This is a genomic window from Pseudoalteromonas sp. L21, from assembly GCF_021728035.1.
In the GTDB taxonomy this organism is placed as follows: Bacteria; Pseudomonadota; Gammaproteobacteria; order Enterobacterales; family Alteromonadaceae; genus Pseudoalteromonas; species Pseudoalteromonas arabiensis.
The window spans coordinates 840,722-857,975 of the sequence record NZ_JAKKCV010000001.1 but is presented as its reverse complement, the minus strand read 5'-3'; the positions used below and the strand labels follow the sequence as shown (position 1 = coordinate 857,975).

Below are 17,254 nucleotides of genomic sequence, written 5' to 3'. Positions count from 1 at the left end.
ACAATCAAAAAAAGGTGCGTAAGTGTATCTGAAAAAAAGAATCATGCACGCTTTTTATGCAGTATGTTGATGATTAAGTGAAGAAGGGAGCTAGCCTTTGTTTGCAAGGCTAGCTTAAATGTATGCGTTAGTTGTGACTAGATAACGCTGTCTTTTCAATTAAATCTAATAAATGACTAATGTGCGAGTTTTCATTAACCTGCTCATTCGTTTGAATAACTAATTGTTCATGAGCGATCCCTTTATTTGTTTTCAATAAAAGTAGCTCAGGGTCAGAAGAAACACTGTTAGCATGTTCAATGCTTGCAATGGCAATATGATCTGACTTTTTAAGGCCATCCATCACTTGTTCAATGCTACCAACTTTAATGCTTGATGATTTATTGAATGAGTCAACTGCTTCGGTAAGCATCGTCTGAACTTGCTTCGACTGTGCAAAACAACTGTACATTGGGTAGTCAGCCAAATCACGTTTACTAATATCGCTCTTATTAGCAAGCGGGTGATCTTTTGAAACAAATAAGATAAGTTGGTCTGGTAAGTGGATGTCGCTGCCAATACTATTCATTGCCTGCGAGCACACGCTTATGTCTATTTCACCCAGTTGCAATTTACGAATGAGTTCGCCTTGCTCTTGTAGTTGCATTTCAATTTTGACATGTGGGTACTGAGCTAAAAATTGCCCACAGGAAACAGGTACAACAGTACTCGCTTTAGTCGTGTAACCAATGACAAGCTTTTCGTTTACGCAGCCATTTAATGATTCAAATAAACGTTTCTTCGTTTCCTCTAAATTATTAAGCGTTTGTTGCGCGTATTCTAGGAAAAGCTCACCCTCTTTGGTTAGTTTAACCGAACGTGTAGAGCGGGTGACAAGCTCATAGCCGATTTCATCTTCGAGTGTTTGAATACTGCGAGTTAATGCTGAAGTACTAATTTGGGTTTTTTCTGCAGCTTGGCGGAAATGCCTGAGCACGCCTAGTGCAACGAATTGTTCAAGTTGTTCAAATCTCACTTTAAATAGTCCCTTGTTATAAGTAAGCCCTTACATCCAGGCAAAATAATTATACTTTACGATGGCATAGTAAATTATAGTACCTATTTTGGAAAGTGTTGTTTTACCGAAAAGTTACACTAATCAGGGTATCGGTCTTTAATCTCTAGGAAAAGTGTTAAATTTTCAAGTAATATATCGACTAAAGTTGGATCAAAATGTTTCCCGCGTTGCTCTTTTATTAATGTTAATGCGTCTTCTAATGGCCACGCTTTTTTATAGCAGCGATCGCTGCATAGCGCATCGAATACATCGGCAATAGCGGTAATACGGCCGACAATATGAATATTACTCCCAGCTAAACCTTGAGGATAACCTGTACCATCCCACTTTTCATGATGTTGATGAGAGATTGTTGCACCACAATTTAAAATCTCGTTACTTGAATTTTTTAGTATTTCATAGCCGATTTGAGCGTGACTTTTCATTATCTCCCATTCTTGCTCATCTAATTTGCCAGGTTTATTTAGGATATTGTCAGGAATGCTTATTTTTCCTATGTCGTGCAATGGGGAGGCAAGTTTAATAATTTCACACTGAAATGGATCTAACTGAGAGAGTTTTGCTAAGAGTTCACTGTAAAGTGCGACACGCTTTACGTGTGAGCCTGTTTCTTTTGAGCGTTTTTCAACTGCTTCACCCAAGATATACGATAACTCTTTTTGTGAATCTTTTACCATCTCGCGTAGTTTTAGGTTGTCATAAGCCAGTGCTATATTGTTTGCATAAAACTCAAGAAGCTGATGATCTGTTGGCTGAAGCTTTGTGCCTTTGTGCACGTATAGCATGGTTTCAAGGCCAGCTTTAGTTGGAAAATACCCTATATAGTCAGTACTTGTTTTTAATGAAGACTTACGATCATGGGCATCTATAAATAAGCTTTTTACTTCATCAGGAATTGTGCTTTGTTTTGGCGTTGGACCCACGCCAGATGCGGCGAGCAATTGGAAGTCAGTGGCGGGGGATGATTGCAAGTTGACGGCGGCAGCGCAATATATTTGGGCATCATTTATACCCATCACGTTGGTGACATGACTTAAAATTGTTGATGCAAACTCACGAACACTCTCGCATTTTAAAAAGTTTGCCGAAGCATTAATTATTTGCTCAAGACCATGTTTATGACGGTCAATGATCTGAATGTCGCGATGCGCTCTCAGGGCAGAATAAAGTAATGTTTTGATTTTTATTGCAGTGAGCTCTGTTTTGTTCTTATAGTCGTTTATGTCGTAATCACGAATAATAGATTCCTCAGGTGCTTCACCAGGTTGTCCTGTTCTTAATATTAGGCGAATATCGTGATTATCAATGTCATCACGTATATATTGAATTAAATCAAGCCCTGCATGATTGGTTTCCATAACAACATCAACCAAAGCCACTGAGAAGGGGATGTCCTTTTTTAAAAACTCTTTGGCTTCGGCTGCCGAATAGGCATCGTAAAAGCGCAATCCTTTCCCTTCAAAGGTGAAACCTGCAAGCACAAGCTTAGTGACCTGATGGATATCTTCTTCGTCGTCAACAACAAGAATGTGCCAATATTCAGGCTCTTCAGTTTGTATATTACTTTCTTCTAATGGTTCATCAGAAAACAAAAAGTCATCCACGCACGTACCACTTATTGTTATTTCTCGTAACAATAAGTATAGAAGCAGAAATTTACTCTGCCTTATCTGAAAGTGGTTTTTTTTCGATATTCTGAAGTTCGATTTCGATTGCATCGCACGAAATGTGGATTTCATACAAGGACGTTAATAACGATAAAGCGAGACTAGCAAGGCTTATCCCAAATAGCACAATGCCTGTGGTATTAAACTCAATAAATAAAGCAAACATAGAAAGTGTACACATAAAAAATGAAGCTACACCATATACTTGCATCACTCTAATTAATTTAATTCGCTTTCTAAGGTTTTCGATTTGTGCAACAACTAAAGGACGAATGCTGTCACCTTCACGTGCGTTAAGCTCACGAATTAACTGAGCAAGTACTAAAAAGCGATTCGTATATGCTAGCAACAAAAGAGAAATTGCAGGGAAGAGTAGTCCAGGGGTTGTAAGTGTCATTAAGCCGCCTTTAAATATGGGTTGCACAAAGGTCAATAGCTAGAGTAGCTTAGGTTTAAAGTCGTGCAAAGTAAAAGAGAATCAATTTGCAAAAAAATAATTTAAATCAAGATAATACTGGTGATTCATTTACTTGGGTGGGGATTTTTAGGGCTGAGAACGCCTTGCAAGCTAACATAATTAAAGGACTGTTAGAAAGCGCAGGAATTCAATGTGAGCTGCAAGGCGAAATGTTACAAGGCGCTCTCGGCGAGATCCCATTTGAGCAAACGGGAGTCGAAGTACGAGTTTATGCGATAAAAGAGCGCCAGGCGCGCGAAATATTGATAAACTACCAGCAAGTGAAACAATCTGCTCCTGACTGGGTTTGCCCAACATGTAGCGAGCTTAATGGGTCAACGTTTGAAATATGTTGGTCTTGTGGGACTGTAAAGAATGACGAAAGCGAATAATTTTCAACGTATTAGAGAATTAAACTATTTACAAAAGGCGGTTTTAGGTGGCGCATTGCTTGAGCGTATGTTGCCTAACTATGCCCTATTTAGCGAAGCCACGGGGTTTGGTGACGGATCCGTGTTTCGTAGTGCGTTAAGTGTGTGTTGGGAGAAAATTTTACTACCCAAAAGTAAAATTAGTCTTGAGAAGCAAATTGAGAAAATTGAGCCTAATGTACCTGAATTAAATGATTTTGATATGTTTGGCGTATACCCAGCGATTGATACGGCAACTGCATTGCTTGGAATGCTGCATGGTTTAATGGCAAAAGATGAACAAGAATTTCTAAACATCAGTAAAATTTCTCAGGCCTCAGTCGCACGTTATATTGAGTATCAACTGACCGTCGATGGTGAGTTGGCTGATAACAAGGCCGTACGTGAGCACCCTTTAATGCAATATGAAATTGATGTGCTTGCTGAACTTATTGATTTTGTAGAGCAAATGGGCCGAATTACCTCAGAAAACGTTAAAGAGCTTAAGCAGCTTGCAGTATCTGACGGCCAAACCAATATTGGTATTGCAATTTAATGTTCAGTAATGCGTATTTTCGCTGTAAAATGCGCGTTTGTTTTTTATTGGCGGAGTAATTGATGCGAATTTTAGGTATTGAATCATCATGTGATGAAACAGGTATTGCCATTTACGATGATGAACAAGGCTTATTAGCACATCAACTATACAGCCAAGTCAAAGTGCATGCAGACTATGGCGGTGTAGTGCCAGAACTTGCATCACGAGACCATGTACGCAAAACCTTACCGTTAATTGATGCGGCGTTTGCACAAGCGGGTTGCGGCCCAGAAGATTTAGATGGCATTGCTTATACGGCAGGCCCAGGCCTTGTGGGGGCTTTACTTGTGGGCACCTCGATTGGCCGTTCACTAGCCTATGGCTGGAACATCCCCGCTGTGGCTGTTCACCATATGGAGGGTCATTTACTTGCCCCTATGCTTGAAGAAGAGCAGCCTGAATTTCCGTTTATTGCGCTGCTTGTCTCGGGCGGTCATACTATGATGGTTAAAGTGTCAGGTATTGGTGAGTACGAAGTATTAGGTGAGTCGGTGGATGATGCGGCGGGTGAAGCGTTTGACAAAACCGCTAAATTATTAGGTCTTGATTACCCTGGCGGCCCTCGTCTAGCAAAACTTGCGGAGCAAGGTACACCAGAGCGATTTGTATTCCCACGCCCGATGACAGATAAACCAGGTTTAGACTTTAGCTTTAGTGGTTTGAAAACCGCAGCATCAATTGCGATTCGTGATAATGATGATGACGAGCAAACTAAAGCTGACATCGCACATGCATTCCAAACAGCCGTTATTGATACGCTTATCATTAAATGTAAACGTGCATTAAAACAAACAGGCATTAAGCGTTTAGTGATTGCAGGTGGTGTTAGTGCCAATGTTCAACTACGTTCGCAGCTAGAACGTGTAATGCAAGGTATGAAAGGGCGCGTGTATTACCCGCGCACAGAGTTTTGTACAGATAATGGCGCAATGATCGCTTATGCCGGTATGCAGCGCTTAAAAGCAGGGCAATTTGCAAGCCTTGATATGAAAACTAAGCCGCGCTGGCCAATCGATTCACTTGAGCCGTTATAAGGCTTATTCATTTTCTGGGGCTTTTTTCTTAGCCCCAACTTTTGGCTCATCACCACACATTAAACGCGTCATGTTCGCTCTGTGGCGAAAAATAATTAATACCGTTAAAAATGTGACTGGTAATGTATAAAGTGGCTTTATCCACCATGTGTAAAGAGGCGCAAGAGAGACGGTTACTAATGCCGCGAGTGATGAATAACGTGTAATTGCAATAATTAGTAGCCAAGTTGTGATTAGCATCCCACCTAAAGATAAGCCTATAGGAAGCAAGGTACCAAAAGCAGTGGCAACGGCTTTTCCGCCTTTAAAGCCAAAAAATAATGGATACATGTGACCTAGGCATGCTGCAACACCGATGAGACCGAGCATCAGAGGCTCTATGTTTAAAAAGTAAGCGCCCCAAACTGGGATCGTTCCTTTTAATATGTCAAACACAAGCACTAATGCAGCGGGTAACTTTCCACCGAGGCGGTAAACGTTGGTCGCTCCAGGGTTATTCGATCCATGACTGCGTGGGTCTGGTAGCATAAATAGCCGAGAAACAAGGATAGCGGACGAAACCGATCCTAGTAAATAGGCTAAAACTAACATTAAAACTGCTAACACGCGCTTCCTTATTTTTTAATCGGCACTTTTGGGCTATCATTGGCGGCAAAACCGTCTGCCGCTATTTTTCGATTAGATTGTTACAAAAAAATACTAACAATCTATCCGTCATTGTAGGGGTAATTTCAATATATTAAAACATTATGACAGCTTATAAAGCGTATTATTAAGATCAATAGGCGCATAAGGTTGTTTTACCTTACATATTTATGTCATTTGGAGTCTTAATGGACAAGGTATATATATCACAACTGCACGTAGACACCATCATCGGTGTATATGATTTTGAAAAAGAAAGTAAACAAAGCTTATATTTTGACATTGAAATGCTTTGTGATATCTCAGCCGCTGCAGCAACCGATGATATAAACCTTGCGCTTGATTATGCAAAAGTGAGTGAGCGTGTCATTGAACATACAACGGCGAAGCCTGTTGAGTTGCTTGAAACCTTAGTTGAGCAATTAGCTGCACTTATTCTTACTGAATTTGCCACCAACCAAGTGACTATTCGTGTCAGTAAACCAGCCGCTGTGCCACAAGCGCAAACGGTGGGCGTTGAGATCACCCGCCGTAAGGTGAGCTAATAATGGCGCAAATATTTATTAGTCTAGGTTCTAATGTCAATAAAGAGCATTATCTTCGCCAAGCGCTCATAGCCTTGAAACCTTACTTCCCCGATTTTGTACACTCATCAGTTTATGAGAGTGAAGCGGTTGGTTTTGCAGGGAGTAATTTTTATAATTCAGTGGTTGCGGCCAAAACGGATATGCCTCTTGAGAAGTTGTGCAAATTATTGAAACAAATTGAGCTTGATAATGGTCGTACCCGTGCAGATAAAAAGTTTAGCCCGCGTACACTCGATTTAGACTTACTTTTTTATGATGATGTTATATGCGATTATCCTGCACAATTACCGCGAGATGAAATTACAAAAAATGCTTTTGTGCTTCAGCCTTTAGCAGAAATAGCTCCCGATTTTTTTCACCCCGTAGCGAAGCTAACCCTGTCTCAGCTATGGGATAATTATGATAACCCGCAACAAAAACTATGGAAGGTGGAGTTTACTAACCCATGAGTATTATTGAGATAATTGTTTTAGCTTTAATTCAAGGACTGACTGAGTTTTTACCTATTTCTAGCTCAGCGCATTTAATTCTTCCGTCGCAGATTCTCGGGTGGCAAGACCAAGGTTTAGCATTTGATGTGGCTGTTCACGTTGGAACCTTAGGTGCAGTTGTTTTGTACTTTAGAAAAGAAGTGGTCGATATTCTTGGTGCTTGGTTTAAATCGTTTGGCTCACAAGGTGCAACCGATGATAGTAAGCTAGGCTGGTGGATCATAGTAGGCACGATACCTGCCGCTATTCTTGGGCTTATTTTTAAAGATTTAATAGAGCTTTACCTACGTAGTGCATGGGTGATCGCGGTAACGACTATTTTATTTGGCTTATTACTTTGGTATGCCGATGCAAAAGGTAAGCAAACCAAAACGATTTACCAACTGAACTGGAAATCTGCACTGATGATCGGCATGGCACAGGCGATGGCTATGATCCCAGGCACATCACGGTCAGGTATTACTATGACCGCAGGTTTAATGCTGGGTATGAATAAGCAAAGTGCCGCGCGCTTTTCATTTTTATTGGCCATTCCTGTTATTTTAATGATGGGACTATATTATACAATAGAGTTGGCTTTAGGCGATCATATCGTTGAGTGGAATACCTTGATGCTTGGTGCTGGCTTATCTTTTATATCTGCGTATGCCTGTATTTTCTTTTTCTTAAAAGTGATTGAGCGTATGGGGATGATGCCATTTGTTATCTATCGTTTACTACTTGGTGTCGGTTTGTTTGCATTTTTAATGCTGTAGGTAGAGATTCAGCTTGATTAGAAAAGCACCTCAAATTGAGGTGTTTTTTTATGTTGGTTATTTGGCAAAAGTCTATTGCCGTGTAGTAATGGTAAGTAAAGCTTATATTTGGCATTATAACGGCTTATTTTATCTATCATTCATTTTGCTCAGGACAGTAGATGCATATTCATATTCTTGGAATTTGTGGCACCTTTATGGGTGGTATCGCCGCAATCGCTAAATCGTTAGGTCATACAGTGACAGGCTCTGATCAAAATGTGTACCCGCCGATGAGCACACAATTAGAAGAGCTGGGTATTACTCTAACTCAAGGTTATGACGTTGCACAACTTGAGCCAACCCCTGATATGGTGGTGATTGGTAATGCCATGAGCCGTGGCAATCCCTGTGTTGAATATGTGCTTGATAAAGGCTTGCCTTATACCTCAGGCCCAGAATGGTTAAAACATAATTTATTGCAGAATTCGTGGGTTTTAGCTGTTGCGGGTACGCATGGCAAAACAACCACAGCGAGTATGCTGGCATGGCTATTAGAGTATGCCGGTATGAAACCTGGGTTTTTAATTGGTGGCATAGTGCAAAATTTTGGTGTGTCTGCACGTGTTGGCGAAACCCCATTTTTTGTAATTGAAGCCGACGAATACGATACCGCTTTTTTTGATAAACGCAGTAAGTTTGTACATTACTTACCACGCACTTTGATTCTAAATAATCTTGAATTTGATCATGCGGATATTTTTGAAGATTTAAATGCAATAAAGAAACAATTTCACCACCTGATGCGTACACTACCTTGTAGTGGCAAAGTCATTTGGCCAAGCCAAGATGAAGCACTACAAGAGGTGATTGAAAGAGGTCTTTGGAGCGAGAGCGAAACACTGTTGGGTGACTGGGATTACCGTTTACTTAAAGCTGATGGCAGTGAATTTGAAGTGTTATTAGCTGGGGAAGTGCAGGGCGTTGTGTCATGGCAAGCGATGGGCGAGCACAATGTTAAAAATGCTATTATGGCCATTGCAGCCGCTCGTCATGTAGGGATTGCTGTGTCAGTGAGCATTGCTGGTTTAGCAGAGTTTATTTCTCCTAAGCGCCGCATGGAGCTAAAAGCCGATGTGAATGGTATTAAAGTGTATGATGATTTTGCACATCACCCAACGGCAATTAAAACAACTCTTGCAGGTTTACGTGCAAAAGTGGGCGATGAGAAGATTATTGCCATTTTAGAGCCGCGTTCAAACACCATGAAAATGGGTGTGCATCAACAAACCTTGATTGATTCTCTAAAAGCTGCCGATGACGTGTATTTATTTGAACCTGAAAACTTAAGCTGGTCATTAAAAGAATACGCAGATAAAGCAGGTATGCATTGTATGCCAAGCACTGAGGAAATCATTGCCGCAGTTGCTGAAGGAAGTGCGCCGTCACAACATATTTTAATAATGAGTAATGGTGGCTTTGAAGGTATTCATCAGCGTTTAATCAGCACACTTGAACAAAACTAACCAGTATACGGAGCATAACTGTATGCAATTTAAAGATAAAATAACCTTAGCTTTTAGCGGTGCCTCAGGTGCCCCTTATGGCTTACGGTTACTAGAGGTATTACTTGAGCAGCAGTTTCAGGTGTATGTACTGATCTCAAGTGCGGCAAGAGTGGTGCTTGATACTGAATCGAATATAAAACTGTCGGGCAACGAAGATAAAGCAACTGAACAGCTCAGTACGCTCTTTAATGCCGCGCCAGAACAACTAAAAGTATTTGGTAAAGATAACTGGTTTAGTCCTGTTGCCTCTGGCTCAGCTGCGCCGAAGAAAATGGTGGTTTGCCCATGTAGTGCAGGCTCAGTGTCTGCCATTGCAGTTGGGGCATCAGATAACTTACTTGAGCGCGCCGCTGACGTGGTTATAAAAGAACGTGGGCAGCTGATTTTAGTCCCGCGTGAAACGCCATTTAGCGAGATTCATCTTGAAAACATGCTGAAACTAGCAAAGCTTGGCGTCACCATTATGCCTGCGGCACCTGGGTTTTATCACCAGCCTGAGCAGATTTCAGATCTGGTTGATTTTATGGTGGCGCGAATTTTAGATCATTTAAACATTGAACATACTTTGACGAAACGTTGGGGTTATGGAGAGGGCAAACAGTGAGCGAAAAAACGATCGCATTAAATATTGAAGGCCTGAAAAAGGTTTATAAAAATGGTGTTGAAGCTGTAAAAGGCATTGATTTACAAGTTCAGCAAGGCGACTTCTTTGCTTTGCTTGGCCCAAATGGGGCTGGTAAATCAACCACCATTGGTGTTATCTCATCGTTAGTGAACAAAAGCGCTGGTCGCGTAGAGGTATTTGGTCACGACATTGATACTCACCTAGAAGCCGCTAAATCTGAACTTGGTTTAGTGCCGCAAGAATTTAATTTCAGTCAGTTTGAAACGCTTAACCAAATTTTGGTTAACCAAGCGGGTTATTATGGTGTACCCAGAAAGCTGGCGCATGAACGTGCAGAAAAGTATTTAAAGCAGCTCGGTTTATTTGAAAAAAAAGATAAGCAAGCGCGCACCCTTTCAGGTGGTATGAAACGCCGTTTAATGATTGCTCGTGCGCTGATGCATGAACCTAAATTACTTATTTTAGATGAGCCAACTGCAGGTGTGGATATTGAGCTACGCCGCTCAATGTGGGATTTTCTTCGTGAGATAAATAAACAAGGTGTCACCATTATCTTGACCACGCACTACCTCGAAGAAGCAGAGCTGCTATGTAAAAACATCGCGATTATCGACAGCGGCGTGATTGTTGAAAACACCACTATTAAAGCGTTACTTGCCAAGCTTGATAAAGAAACCTTTGTACTTGATTTAAAGCAGCCTGTGCAGCCAATTAGCATTGAAGGCTACAACTATACACAGACTGATGACCATACTTTAGAAGTTGAAGTGGCAAAGTCTCAGGGCTTAAATCACGTATTTAGTGCGCTAACCGAGCAAGGTAACACAGTGCTTAGTATGCGAAATAAAGCAAACCGTTTAGAAGAGCTGTTTGTTGGATTATTAGAACAGGGGCGAGGCGAATAATGTTTAAATATGGTGTAGCGCTAAAAAGTATTTGGATCAAAGAGTGTATTCGCTTTTTACGTATTTGGGTGCAAACATTAGTACCGCCTGCAATCACGATGAGCCTGTATTTTGTGATTTTTGGTAACCTGATTGGTTCTCGTATCGGTGATATGGGCGGCTTTAGTTATATGGAGTTTATTGTACCGGGCCTGATTATGATGTCGGTGATCACCAACTCTTACTCGAATGTGGCCTCAAGCTTCTATTCAACTAAATTCCAAAAAAGCATAGAAGAGCTATTAGTTGCGCCAGTGCCAAATTACATTATTGTACTCGGCTACATGGGCGGTGGTATGACGCGTGGTATGTTAGTTGGTTTGATTGTTACCTGTGTATCTTTGTTGTTTGTTGATATTCAAATTCACAATATTTTTGTGATTATGGCAACGGTTATACTAACCTCGGCTGTGTTTGCGTTAGGCGGACTTATTAACGCAATTTATGCTAATAGCTTTGATGATATTAGTATTATCCCAACCTTCATTTTAACGCCGCTGACTTATCTTGGTGGGGTGTTTTACTCTATCACTTTATTGCCAGAATTTTGGCAAGGCGTATCGCAAGTAAACCCAATTATTTATATGGTAAATGCATTTCGGTATGGTTTCTTAGGTGTGTCTGATGTCGACTTATCGGTGGCATTTGGTGTACTTGGTTTATTTATTGTGGGTTTATTTACGTTAGCATTAACCCTAATCAAACGTGGTGTGGGGCTTAGACACTAATGACGGATGCAAATTCGAGAAGTATTGTATCGAATCAACCTAGTTTACATGAAAAGCTGGATGAAATTGTTTTAAAACACCTAAGTGCCGAATTTAAGAAGCCGATTGCAGAGCATACGCAAGCGGCTTTTGATCAGGTAAACGAAAAGGTGCAGACGTTTGCTGGGCCACTCATTCTTGATTCATGCTGTGGTGTAGGGGAAAGTACCGCTAACTTAGCAAAGCGTCACCCAGATGCGTTAGTGATTGGTATAGATAAATCATCTCATCGCTTGGATAAGCATGACATTGAGTACAAGCAAACCGATGCAGGACAGTACATTTTAGTGCAAGCTGATTTAAACGATTTTTGGCGTTTAGCGGTGGCTGCTAACTGGCAGCCCACGCACCATTACTTGTTGTATCCAAACCCTTGGCCAAAAGCCAAACACCTACAAAGGCGCTGGCACGGTGCTGCTATATTCCCATTTATTATTAAATTAGGTGGGCGTTTAGAGCTTAGAAGCAACTGGGACATTTACGTGAAGGAATTTGCTCGCTCGCTTGAGCTTGCAGGGCATAAGTGCGATGTTGAGTTGTATGAAAGCGATACCGCTATTACACCATTTGAGCGTAAATATTGGGCCAGTGGCCAACAGAGTCATCGCTTAGTAATAAACCTATAACACGCACTGTGTCTTTGCCATTATGACTGAGGCACATAAGGCGTGGGTGGCGCGAAGTGGTTTCCTTGCATTAATGTGATACCTGCTTTGGAAAGTGCTTCAGCCACTTGCTCGCTCTCGACTTGTTCGGCAACGACATCAAGGTTAAGTTGTTTGGCGTACTTCACTAAATGTTCAATAAACATATAGCTGTCATCATTGGTATGTGCTTGGCTAACTAAGCCGCGGTCTAGCTTTAGACCATCAACTTCAAGCTTTAAGATATTTGAGAGGTTTGAATATCCTGCACCAAATTCGTTAATCATAACCTGCGCACCTTTATTTTTAAGTAAGCTAATAAATGCTTTTACTTCACTAAAGTAGGCAATTGCTTCTGTTTCATGAAACTCAAAAATAATATTGTTGGGTTGTGGGTAGCGTCTTAACTGCTGTTCTAAAAACTCACTTAAGCTGGGGTCCAGAATATCTTGCGCTGTAATATTAATGCTCCAGCTAATTGAGGTTTTTCGAAATTGCTCAATACAGCGAGTAAACATGGTACGTGTTAGTAATCCGTCCATTCGAGAGCGTTTCAAAACAGTTAGAAAGTAATCTGGTGTATAGATGCGCCCTTGTGCTGATGCCATTCTTGCTAAGCTTTCGTAATGAGTTACCTGCTTTGTTTGCGTATCATAAATGGGTTGGAAATAGGGAACGATACGATTGTTATCAAACGCTTCTTTTACTTTTTTAGCCAGCTTTACATTGTATCTAAACTGTTCTTCTACTTGTTTAAAGACATTCTCGTAACGAATAATACGTTGATTGTTTAACTTTGCTTGTTGAAGAGCAATATGTGCGTTTTCAATCAGCATTAGCTTATTACCAGAGGCAATGCCTGCATGCAAACTAACATAAATAAACGGCTCGTTAAGTACAGGGATTGATTGATTAAAGGCGTTAATAGTGTCATCAAAATCTTGCTCTGCACCGCGTGTATGTAACAGTGCTATTTTATTGGTAGCAAGACGAAATACCAGCGCATCGTTGGGTAGGCGAGATTGAAAATAGCTCAATAAACTGGCCATTACCTTGTCGCTTACTTCTGTGCCATAAAAGCTACTAATATCCTCAACTTCATTAATTGTAATGACTGCAAGCTCCATGCGGTGCTTGGTGCTTTTTTTAAGGTAATATTCCAGCGCTACGTGGTTAGCAAAGCCTGTACGCGCATCCGTAGAAAGAGAGCGTTTAAGTTGTAAAAAGTAAAGCCCTGCAATTAAGGAGGCAATAAAAAAGAAGAAGCACCCTGTAATAGTCGCGCGTGTTACGCTTAGTTGTAACTGTTGGTTGAGGTCAGTAATTGTTATATCGGCACCAGTAAGATAGGTATGGCCATTCTCATCGATGAAAGTAACAAAAATGCTTTTAAAGTGTCCCCATTGATCTTTTGACACTTCGAAAACTGGCTCTGTAGAAAAAAAGGCGTCTTTATTTATTTTGGTTGCTTCGGTGTAGGGATCCATAAACTGCGTGATACGGCCGCCGTTTTGATCCTTTTGGGTATAACTCGATGCGCTAAAAAAAACGGTATCGTCCCGAAGTACCATAGAATACACATACGCTAAGTCCATTTGCTTGGCGTATTCTGAGAGGGCTCTCATTTTTTGCTTATAAACAGCCGAAGAGATTGGTATGCCAGCGTTGACTTGATTGTGGTAATCCTTACCTAAAATATGGTTAACACTCACAGCCGCATTGAGAAGCTTTGAATCAATGCCAGCCATTATCTCACTACGGGCGGTCTCATAGGTGTAGTAGATATAACCAAATAAGCTGATAAAAAAAGTGGCAAATCCATAAAGCAGCCAACCGGTCTTTTGCATTCCTTTGGACATAATTATTCCTTTATCAGTGGTGTGATGATTATACTTAAAAAATAACTGGCTGATAGTAGAAAATTAGCGCAAATTTCATTGATACATCATTTTTTTGTCACCGAATTCGTGGCTTTTTAGCTTTAAACGAGACATTTTTGTGATATTCCAGTAAAGTTAGCCAATTTCGTAGCAACAGTGCCGCTAAATTCAAACCTTATTGTTTCAGCATTAGGTGCATTTTAGCTGCTTATAATGGGTATTAAGATGGATCAAAAGCGTTGTGCCGTCGCCTCTAAAGAAAGTTTGATTCGTATTTTTACGGTGCCTGAAGCACCGGACTCAACCTTGAGTAGAATAGAATCAGAGATTTCAAGCAATCTTGCAGGATTCTTAAATGAGAATATTGCGGCAATTGAAAAGCCATTGCATGAGATTGAAAAAGATTTTCAGTCGGCAAATATCCCAGAAGAGCCCACTTTTGTCTCTGACTACGCGCAAGACATTATGGAGCAGTTAGTTGCACACTCAGTTCACACAGCTGCGCCAAGCTTTATTGGCCACATGACATCCGCTTTGCCACATTTTGTGTTACCGCTATCAAAATTGATGGTGGGTCTAAACCAAAACCTAGTAAAGATAGAAACGTCAAAAGCATTTACGCCACTAGAACGACAAGTTTTAGGGATGATGCACCATTTAGCCTATGGTGAAGAGGATGCGTTTTATAACAAGTGGATGCATAGTGCAAAAACATCGCTAGGGGCATTTTGTTCTGGGGGAACCGTTGCCAACATTACCGCCTTATGGATTGCTCGCAACCGTTTATTAAAAGCCGATGGTGACTATAAAGGCATTGCAGCACAAGGTTTAATTGCTGGCATGCTGCACTATGGCTATAAAGGACTTGCTGTACTCGTTTCAGAGCGAGGCCACTATTCGCTTGGTAAAACGGTTGATTTACTTGGCATCGGACGCGATAACATTGTTGCTATTAAAACAGGTGAAAACAACAAGGTTGATGTTCAAGCCATGCGTGAAAAAGCCCATGAACTTGAAGCATCTGGCATTAAAGTTATGGCGCTAGTTGGGGTAGCTGGAACGACTGAAACCGGCAGTATAGACCCACTTAACGAAATGGCCGATTTAAGCGAAGAGCTTGGCTGTCACTTTCACGTTGATGCAGCATGGGGCGGGGCAACTTTATTATCTAAAAATTACCGTCATTTATTAAGTGGCATCGAACGCGCTGATTCAATCACCATTGATGCCCATAAGCAAATGTATGTGCCAATGGGCGCAGGCCTTGTGTTATTTAAAGACCCTGCAGCCACAGATGCAATAGAGCATCATGCGGAATATATTCTTCGTAAAGGCTCTAAAGATTTAGGCAGTCATACTTTAGAGGGCAGTCGCCCAGGTATGGCAATGTTAGTGCATGCTTGCTTACGTGTTATTGGCCGTAAAGGCTACGAAATGTTGATTGACCGTAGTATCGTGAAAGCCCGTACTTTCGCCGACATGATTAAGCAGGATGAAGATTTTGAATTAATCTCAGAGCCTGAGCTTTGCCTATTAACCTATCGCTACGTACCAAAAGAAATCCAAGTTAAGCTTAAAGATGCTGACGAAGAAACGAAGTTAGATATTTACGCTTCGTTGAATCGTTTTACCGCAAGTATGCAAAAGCGTCAGCGTGAAGCAGGACGCTCTTTTGTATCGCGTACACGTTTAACACCTGCAAAATATGACCATCAACCAACGGTTGTGTTTAGGGTTGTATTGGCTAATCCATTAACCTCTAAAACAATTCTCAAAGATATTTTAGCAGAGCAAAAAGCCCTAGCGAAAACCGACCCTGTCTTTAAAAAGTACTTAAGTAAATATATGGATTAGTGAGTGAATTAGAAAAGGGAGCATCAAGCCCCCTTTTTACTCATTACGAAAGCAACTTGCTTTAATCATTTTGCTGATGATTTCTTGTGAAGGTTTGACTTTTTCCATCGCTAAAAACTCATCGGGCTGGTGGGCTTGATTTATTGAACCAGGCCCCATGACAATTGTTTCACAGCCAAGCTGTTGAATAAACGGTGCTTCAGTGCAGTAATTTACTGCAACGGCAGGTTGACCTGATACTTGTTCGGCAAGTTTAACAAGCGCAGTATCTGTACTGCCACTAAATGCTGGAATAGGCTCGTGTAAGTCAATAACACTCACCGCATTAGGGTAGTGGGCATTAATTTCTTCAGCAGCAGTTAGCAAAATTGCTTGCAGTTCTTGCACACTTAAACCAGGTAAAGGTCGCATATCTATGTGCATTTCACAGCAGCCGCAAATACGGTTTGCATTATCGCCACCATGAATATGGCCAAGGTTTAAAGTCGGGTGCGGGATTTGAAAATGTTCAATTGAATATTTATTCTTTAATTCTTCTTTAATGATTAACAATTTTGCAATCATTTTATGCATTACTTCAATGGCGTTTAAACCACGTTCTGGATCTGAGCTATGACCTGAGCGACCAATCACACGAATCGCAGTGCTCATGTGGCCTTTGTGAGTGAACACTGGGGTCATATCTGTTGGCTCACCTATAATACAGCGTGCCGGTTTTAAATTAGGATGGCGACAAATTTGTTGCGCACCTGCCATCGTGGTTTCTTCATCAGCAGTGGCTAGGATCAATAGTGGCTCTGTTTGCTTCGTTGCATCAAGCTCGCTAATTGCCTGCAATACAAAGGCAAAAAAGCCTTTCATATCAATACTGCCTAAGCCATAAAGTTTGTTGTCATGCTCACTGAGTTGAAAGGGGTTATAGTTCCAGCGGCTATCATCAAAAGGCACCGTGTCGGTATGACCCGCAAGCATTAAACCGCCATCTCCCTCACCACGTTTCGCTAATAAGTTATAACGGCCTTTACCGTTTTCGAGCTCTGTTATTTCACATGTAAAACCAAGGCTTTCGCACCAAGTAGCGAGCAAGGTGATCACCTCTTTATTGCTCATGCACAGAGAGTCTTCAATCGAACTGATTGAGGGGGCAGCAATTAGCTGCTGATACATAGATAAAAAAGAGGGGAATGACATAAAAAATCCAAAAATAATTATTCAATCTAATTGCATAACAATATAAAAGTATTTATGATGAATATCAATTCACTTTTTAAGCATAAATATATTTTAAAACG

18 protein-coding genes are annotated in these 17,254 nt (G+C 41.0%); 12 read left to right on the top strand and 6 right to left on the bottom strand.

Going from position 1 to position 17,254, the window contains the following annotated elements; translation table 11 throughout:
- Nucleotides 1-127: 127 nt before the first annotated feature.
- From L3V41_RS03910 to L3V41_RS03900, 3 genes are all read right to left on the bottom strand, one after another.
- Nucleotides 128-1,015, bottom strand: coding sequence for a LysR family transcriptional regulator (locus tag L3V41_RS03910; RefSeq protein ID WP_062568725.1), 888 nt, complete (start codon nucleotides 1,013-1,015; stop codon nucleotides 128-130).
- A 119-nt stretch (nucleotides 1,016-1,134) separates the two neighbouring features.
- Entirely contained in the window at nucleotides 1,135-2,661 is a 1,527-nt protein-coding gene (locus tag L3V41_RS03905; RefSeq protein WP_237114427.1) for a DUF3369 domain-containing protein, read from the bottom strand.
- Nucleotides 2,662-2,713: 52 nt separating this feature from the next.
- A complete protein-coding gene (locus tag L3V41_RS03900) occupies nucleotides 2,714-3,121 on the bottom strand; it encodes a DUF2721 domain-containing protein (RefSeq protein WP_062568727.1) in 408 nt (135 codons plus the stop codon).
- Between the two features lie 86 nt (nucleotides 3,122-3,207).
- On the opposite strand from L3V41_RS03900, the gene L3V41_RS03895 reads away from it, so the two are divergent.
- From L3V41_RS03895 to tsaD, 3 genes are all read left to right on the top strand, one after another.
- The gene (locus tag L3V41_RS03895; protein ID WP_062568728.1) at nucleotides 3,208-3,573 is read left to right on the top strand and encodes a DUF2007 domain-containing protein; all 366 of its coding nucleotides are present in this window, start codon (nucleotides 3,208-3,210) and stop codon (nucleotides 3,571-3,573) included.
- On the top strand, nucleotides 3,557-4,147 hold the full coding sequence (locus L3V41_RS03890; protein ID WP_062568729.1) for a YjaG family protein: 591 nt from the start codon (nucleotides 3,557-3,559) through the stop codon (nucleotides 4,145-4,147). The genes L3V41_RS03895 and L3V41_RS03890 overlap by 17 nt, the downstream gene beginning before the upstream one ends.
- Nucleotides 4,148-4,209: 62 nt before the next feature.
- Entirely contained in the window at nucleotides 4,210-5,223 is a 1,014-nt protein-coding gene (gene tsaD / locus L3V41_RS03885) for a tRNA (adenosine(37)-N6)-threonylcarbamoyltransferase complex transferase subunit TsaD (RefSeq protein ID WP_062568730.1), read from the top strand.
- Nucleotides 5,224-5,226: 3 nt separating this feature from the next.
- Here the strand turns inward: tsaD and plsY are convergent, their stop codons facing one another.
- Nucleotides 5,227-5,829, bottom strand: a complete 603-nt coding sequence (plsY, locus tag L3V41_RS03880) for a glycerol-3-phosphate 1-O-acyltransferase PlsY (protein ID WP_237127192.1) — start codon at nucleotides 5,827-5,829, stop codon at nucleotides 5,227-5,229.
- A gap of 227 nt (nucleotides 5,830-6,056) precedes the next feature.
- Between plsY and folB the strand changes: the two genes are divergently transcribed.
- The 8 genes from folB to L3V41_RS03840 all read left to right on the top strand — a co-directional run bounded on the left by folB (nucleotide 6,057) and on the right by L3V41_RS03840 (nucleotide 12,210).
- On the top strand, nucleotides 6,057-6,413 hold the full coding sequence (gene folB, locus L3V41_RS03875) for a dihydroneopterin aldolase (protein WP_062568732.1): 357 nt from the start codon (nucleotides 6,057-6,059) through the stop codon (nucleotides 6,411-6,413).
- Between the two features lie 2 nt (nucleotides 6,414-6,415).
- A complete protein-coding gene (gene folK / locus L3V41_RS03870; protein ID WP_062568733.1) occupies nucleotides 6,416-6,904 on the top strand; it encodes a 2-amino-4-hydroxy-6-hydroxymethyldihydropteridine diphosphokinase in 489 nt (162 codons plus the stop codon).
- Entirely contained in the window at nucleotides 6,901-7,701 is an 801-nt protein-coding gene (locus tag L3V41_RS03865; RefSeq protein ID WP_062568734.1) for an undecaprenyl-diphosphate phosphatase, read from the top strand. Before folK ends, L3V41_RS03865 begins: the two co-directional genes overlap by 4 nt.
- A 161-nt stretch (nucleotides 7,702-7,862) precedes the next feature.
- Entirely contained in the window at nucleotides 7,863-9,206 is a 1,344-nt protein-coding gene (gene mpl, locus L3V41_RS03860) for a UDP-N-acetylmuramate:L-alanyl-gamma-D-glutamyl-meso-diaminopimelate ligase (RefSeq protein ID WP_237127191.1), read from the top strand.
- Nucleotides 9,207-9,228: 22 nt separating this feature from the next.
- Nucleotides 9,229-9,852, top strand: a complete 624-nt coding sequence (locus L3V41_RS03855) for a flavin prenyltransferase UbiX (RefSeq protein WP_062568736.1) — start codon at nucleotides 9,229-9,231, stop codon at nucleotides 9,850-9,852.
- A complete protein-coding gene (locus L3V41_RS03850) occupies nucleotides 9,849-10,778 on the top strand; it encodes an ABC transporter ATP-binding protein (protein WP_193987779.1) in 930 nt (309 codons plus the stop codon). Before L3V41_RS03855 ends, L3V41_RS03850 begins: the two co-directional genes overlap by 4 nt.
- A complete protein-coding gene (locus tag L3V41_RS03845) occupies nucleotides 10,778-11,545 on the top strand; it encodes an ABC transporter permease (protein ID WP_036970898.1) in 768 nt (255 codons plus the stop codon). The genes L3V41_RS03850 and L3V41_RS03845 overlap by 1 nt, the downstream gene beginning before the upstream one ends.
- Entirely contained in the window at nucleotides 11,545-12,210 is a 666-nt protein-coding gene (locus L3V41_RS03840; RefSeq protein ID WP_062568738.1) for an SAM-dependent methyltransferase, read from the top strand. The genes L3V41_RS03845 and L3V41_RS03840 overlap by 1 nt, the downstream gene beginning before the upstream one ends.
- 20 nt (nucleotides 12,211-12,230) lie before the next feature.
- On the opposite strand, the gene L3V41_RS03835 is transcribed toward L3V41_RS03840, so the two are convergent.
- Nucleotides 12,231-13,715, bottom strand: coding sequence for a GGDEF domain-containing protein (locus tag L3V41_RS03835; RefSeq protein ID WP_346656313.1), 1,485 nt, complete (start codon nucleotides 13,713-13,715; stop codon nucleotides 12,231-12,233).
- A 618-nt stretch (nucleotides 13,716-14,333) separates the two neighbouring features.
- Here L3V41_RS03835 and panP point away from each other — a divergent pair.
- On the top strand, nucleotides 14,334-15,962 hold the full coding sequence (panP, locus tag L3V41_RS03830) for a pyridoxal-dependent aspartate 1-decarboxylase PanP (protein ID WP_237127189.1): 1,629 nt from the start codon (nucleotides 14,334-14,336) through the stop codon (nucleotides 15,960-15,962).
- A gap of 36 nt (nucleotides 15,963-15,998) precedes the next feature.
- On the opposite strand, the gene argE is transcribed toward panP, so the two are convergent.
- Nucleotides 15,999-17,153, bottom strand: a complete 1,155-nt coding sequence (gene argE, locus L3V41_RS03825; RefSeq protein ID WP_237127188.1) for an acetylornithine deacetylase — start codon at nucleotides 17,151-17,153, stop codon at nucleotides 15,999-16,001.
- Nucleotides 17,154-17,254 lie beyond the last annotated feature (101 nt).

Bases quoted from the DNA above. Each gene is read 5' to 3' on its own strand.
- panP (WP_237127189.1), top strand. From the start codon at position 14,334: ATGGATCAAAAGCGTTGTGCCGTCGCCTCTAAAGAAAGTTTGATTCGT.
- mpl (WP_237127191.1), top strand. From the start codon at position 7,863: ATGCATATTCATATTCTTGGAATTTGTGGCACCTTTATGGGTGGTATC.
- L3V41_RS03865 (WP_062568734.1), top strand. From the start codon at position 6,901: ATGAGTATTATTGAGATAATTGTTTTAGCTTTAATTCAAGGACTGACT.
- argE (WP_237127188.1), bottom strand. From the start codon at position 17,153: ATGTCATTCCCCTCTTTTTTATCTATGTATCAGCAGCTAATTGCTGCC.
- L3V41_RS03845 (WP_036970898.1), top strand. From the start codon at position 10,778: ATGTTTAAATATGGTGTAGCGCTAAAAAGTATTTGGATCAAAGAGTGT.
- L3V41_RS03855 (WP_062568736.1), top strand. From the start codon at position 9,229: ATGCAATTTAAAGATAAAATAACCTTAGCTTTTAGCGGTGCCTCAGGT.
- L3V41_RS03900 (WP_062568727.1), bottom strand. From the start codon at position 3,121: ATGACACTTACAACCCCTGGACTACTCTTCCCTGCAATTTCTCTTTTG.
- folK (WP_062568733.1), top strand. From the start codon at position 6,416: ATGGCGCAAATATTTATTAGTCTAGGTTCTAATGTCAATAAAGAGCAT.
- L3V41_RS03890 (WP_062568729.1), top strand. From the start codon at position 3,557: ATGACGAAAGCGAATAATTTTCAACGTATTAGAGAATTAAACTATTTA.
- L3V41_RS03835 (WP_346656313.1), bottom strand. From the start codon at position 13,715: ATGGATCCCTACACCGAAGCAACCAAAATAAATAAAGACGCCTTTTTT.
- folB (WP_062568732.1), top strand. From the start codon at position 6,057: ATGGACAAGGTATATATATCACAACTGCACGTAGACACCATCATCGGT.
- tsaD (WP_062568730.1), top strand. From the start codon at position 4,210: ATGCGAATTTTAGGTATTGAATCATCATGTGATGAAACAGGTATTGCC.
- L3V41_RS03840 (WP_062568738.1), top strand. From the start codon at position 11,545: ATGACGGATGCAAATTCGAGAAGTATTGTATCGAATCAACCTAGTTTA.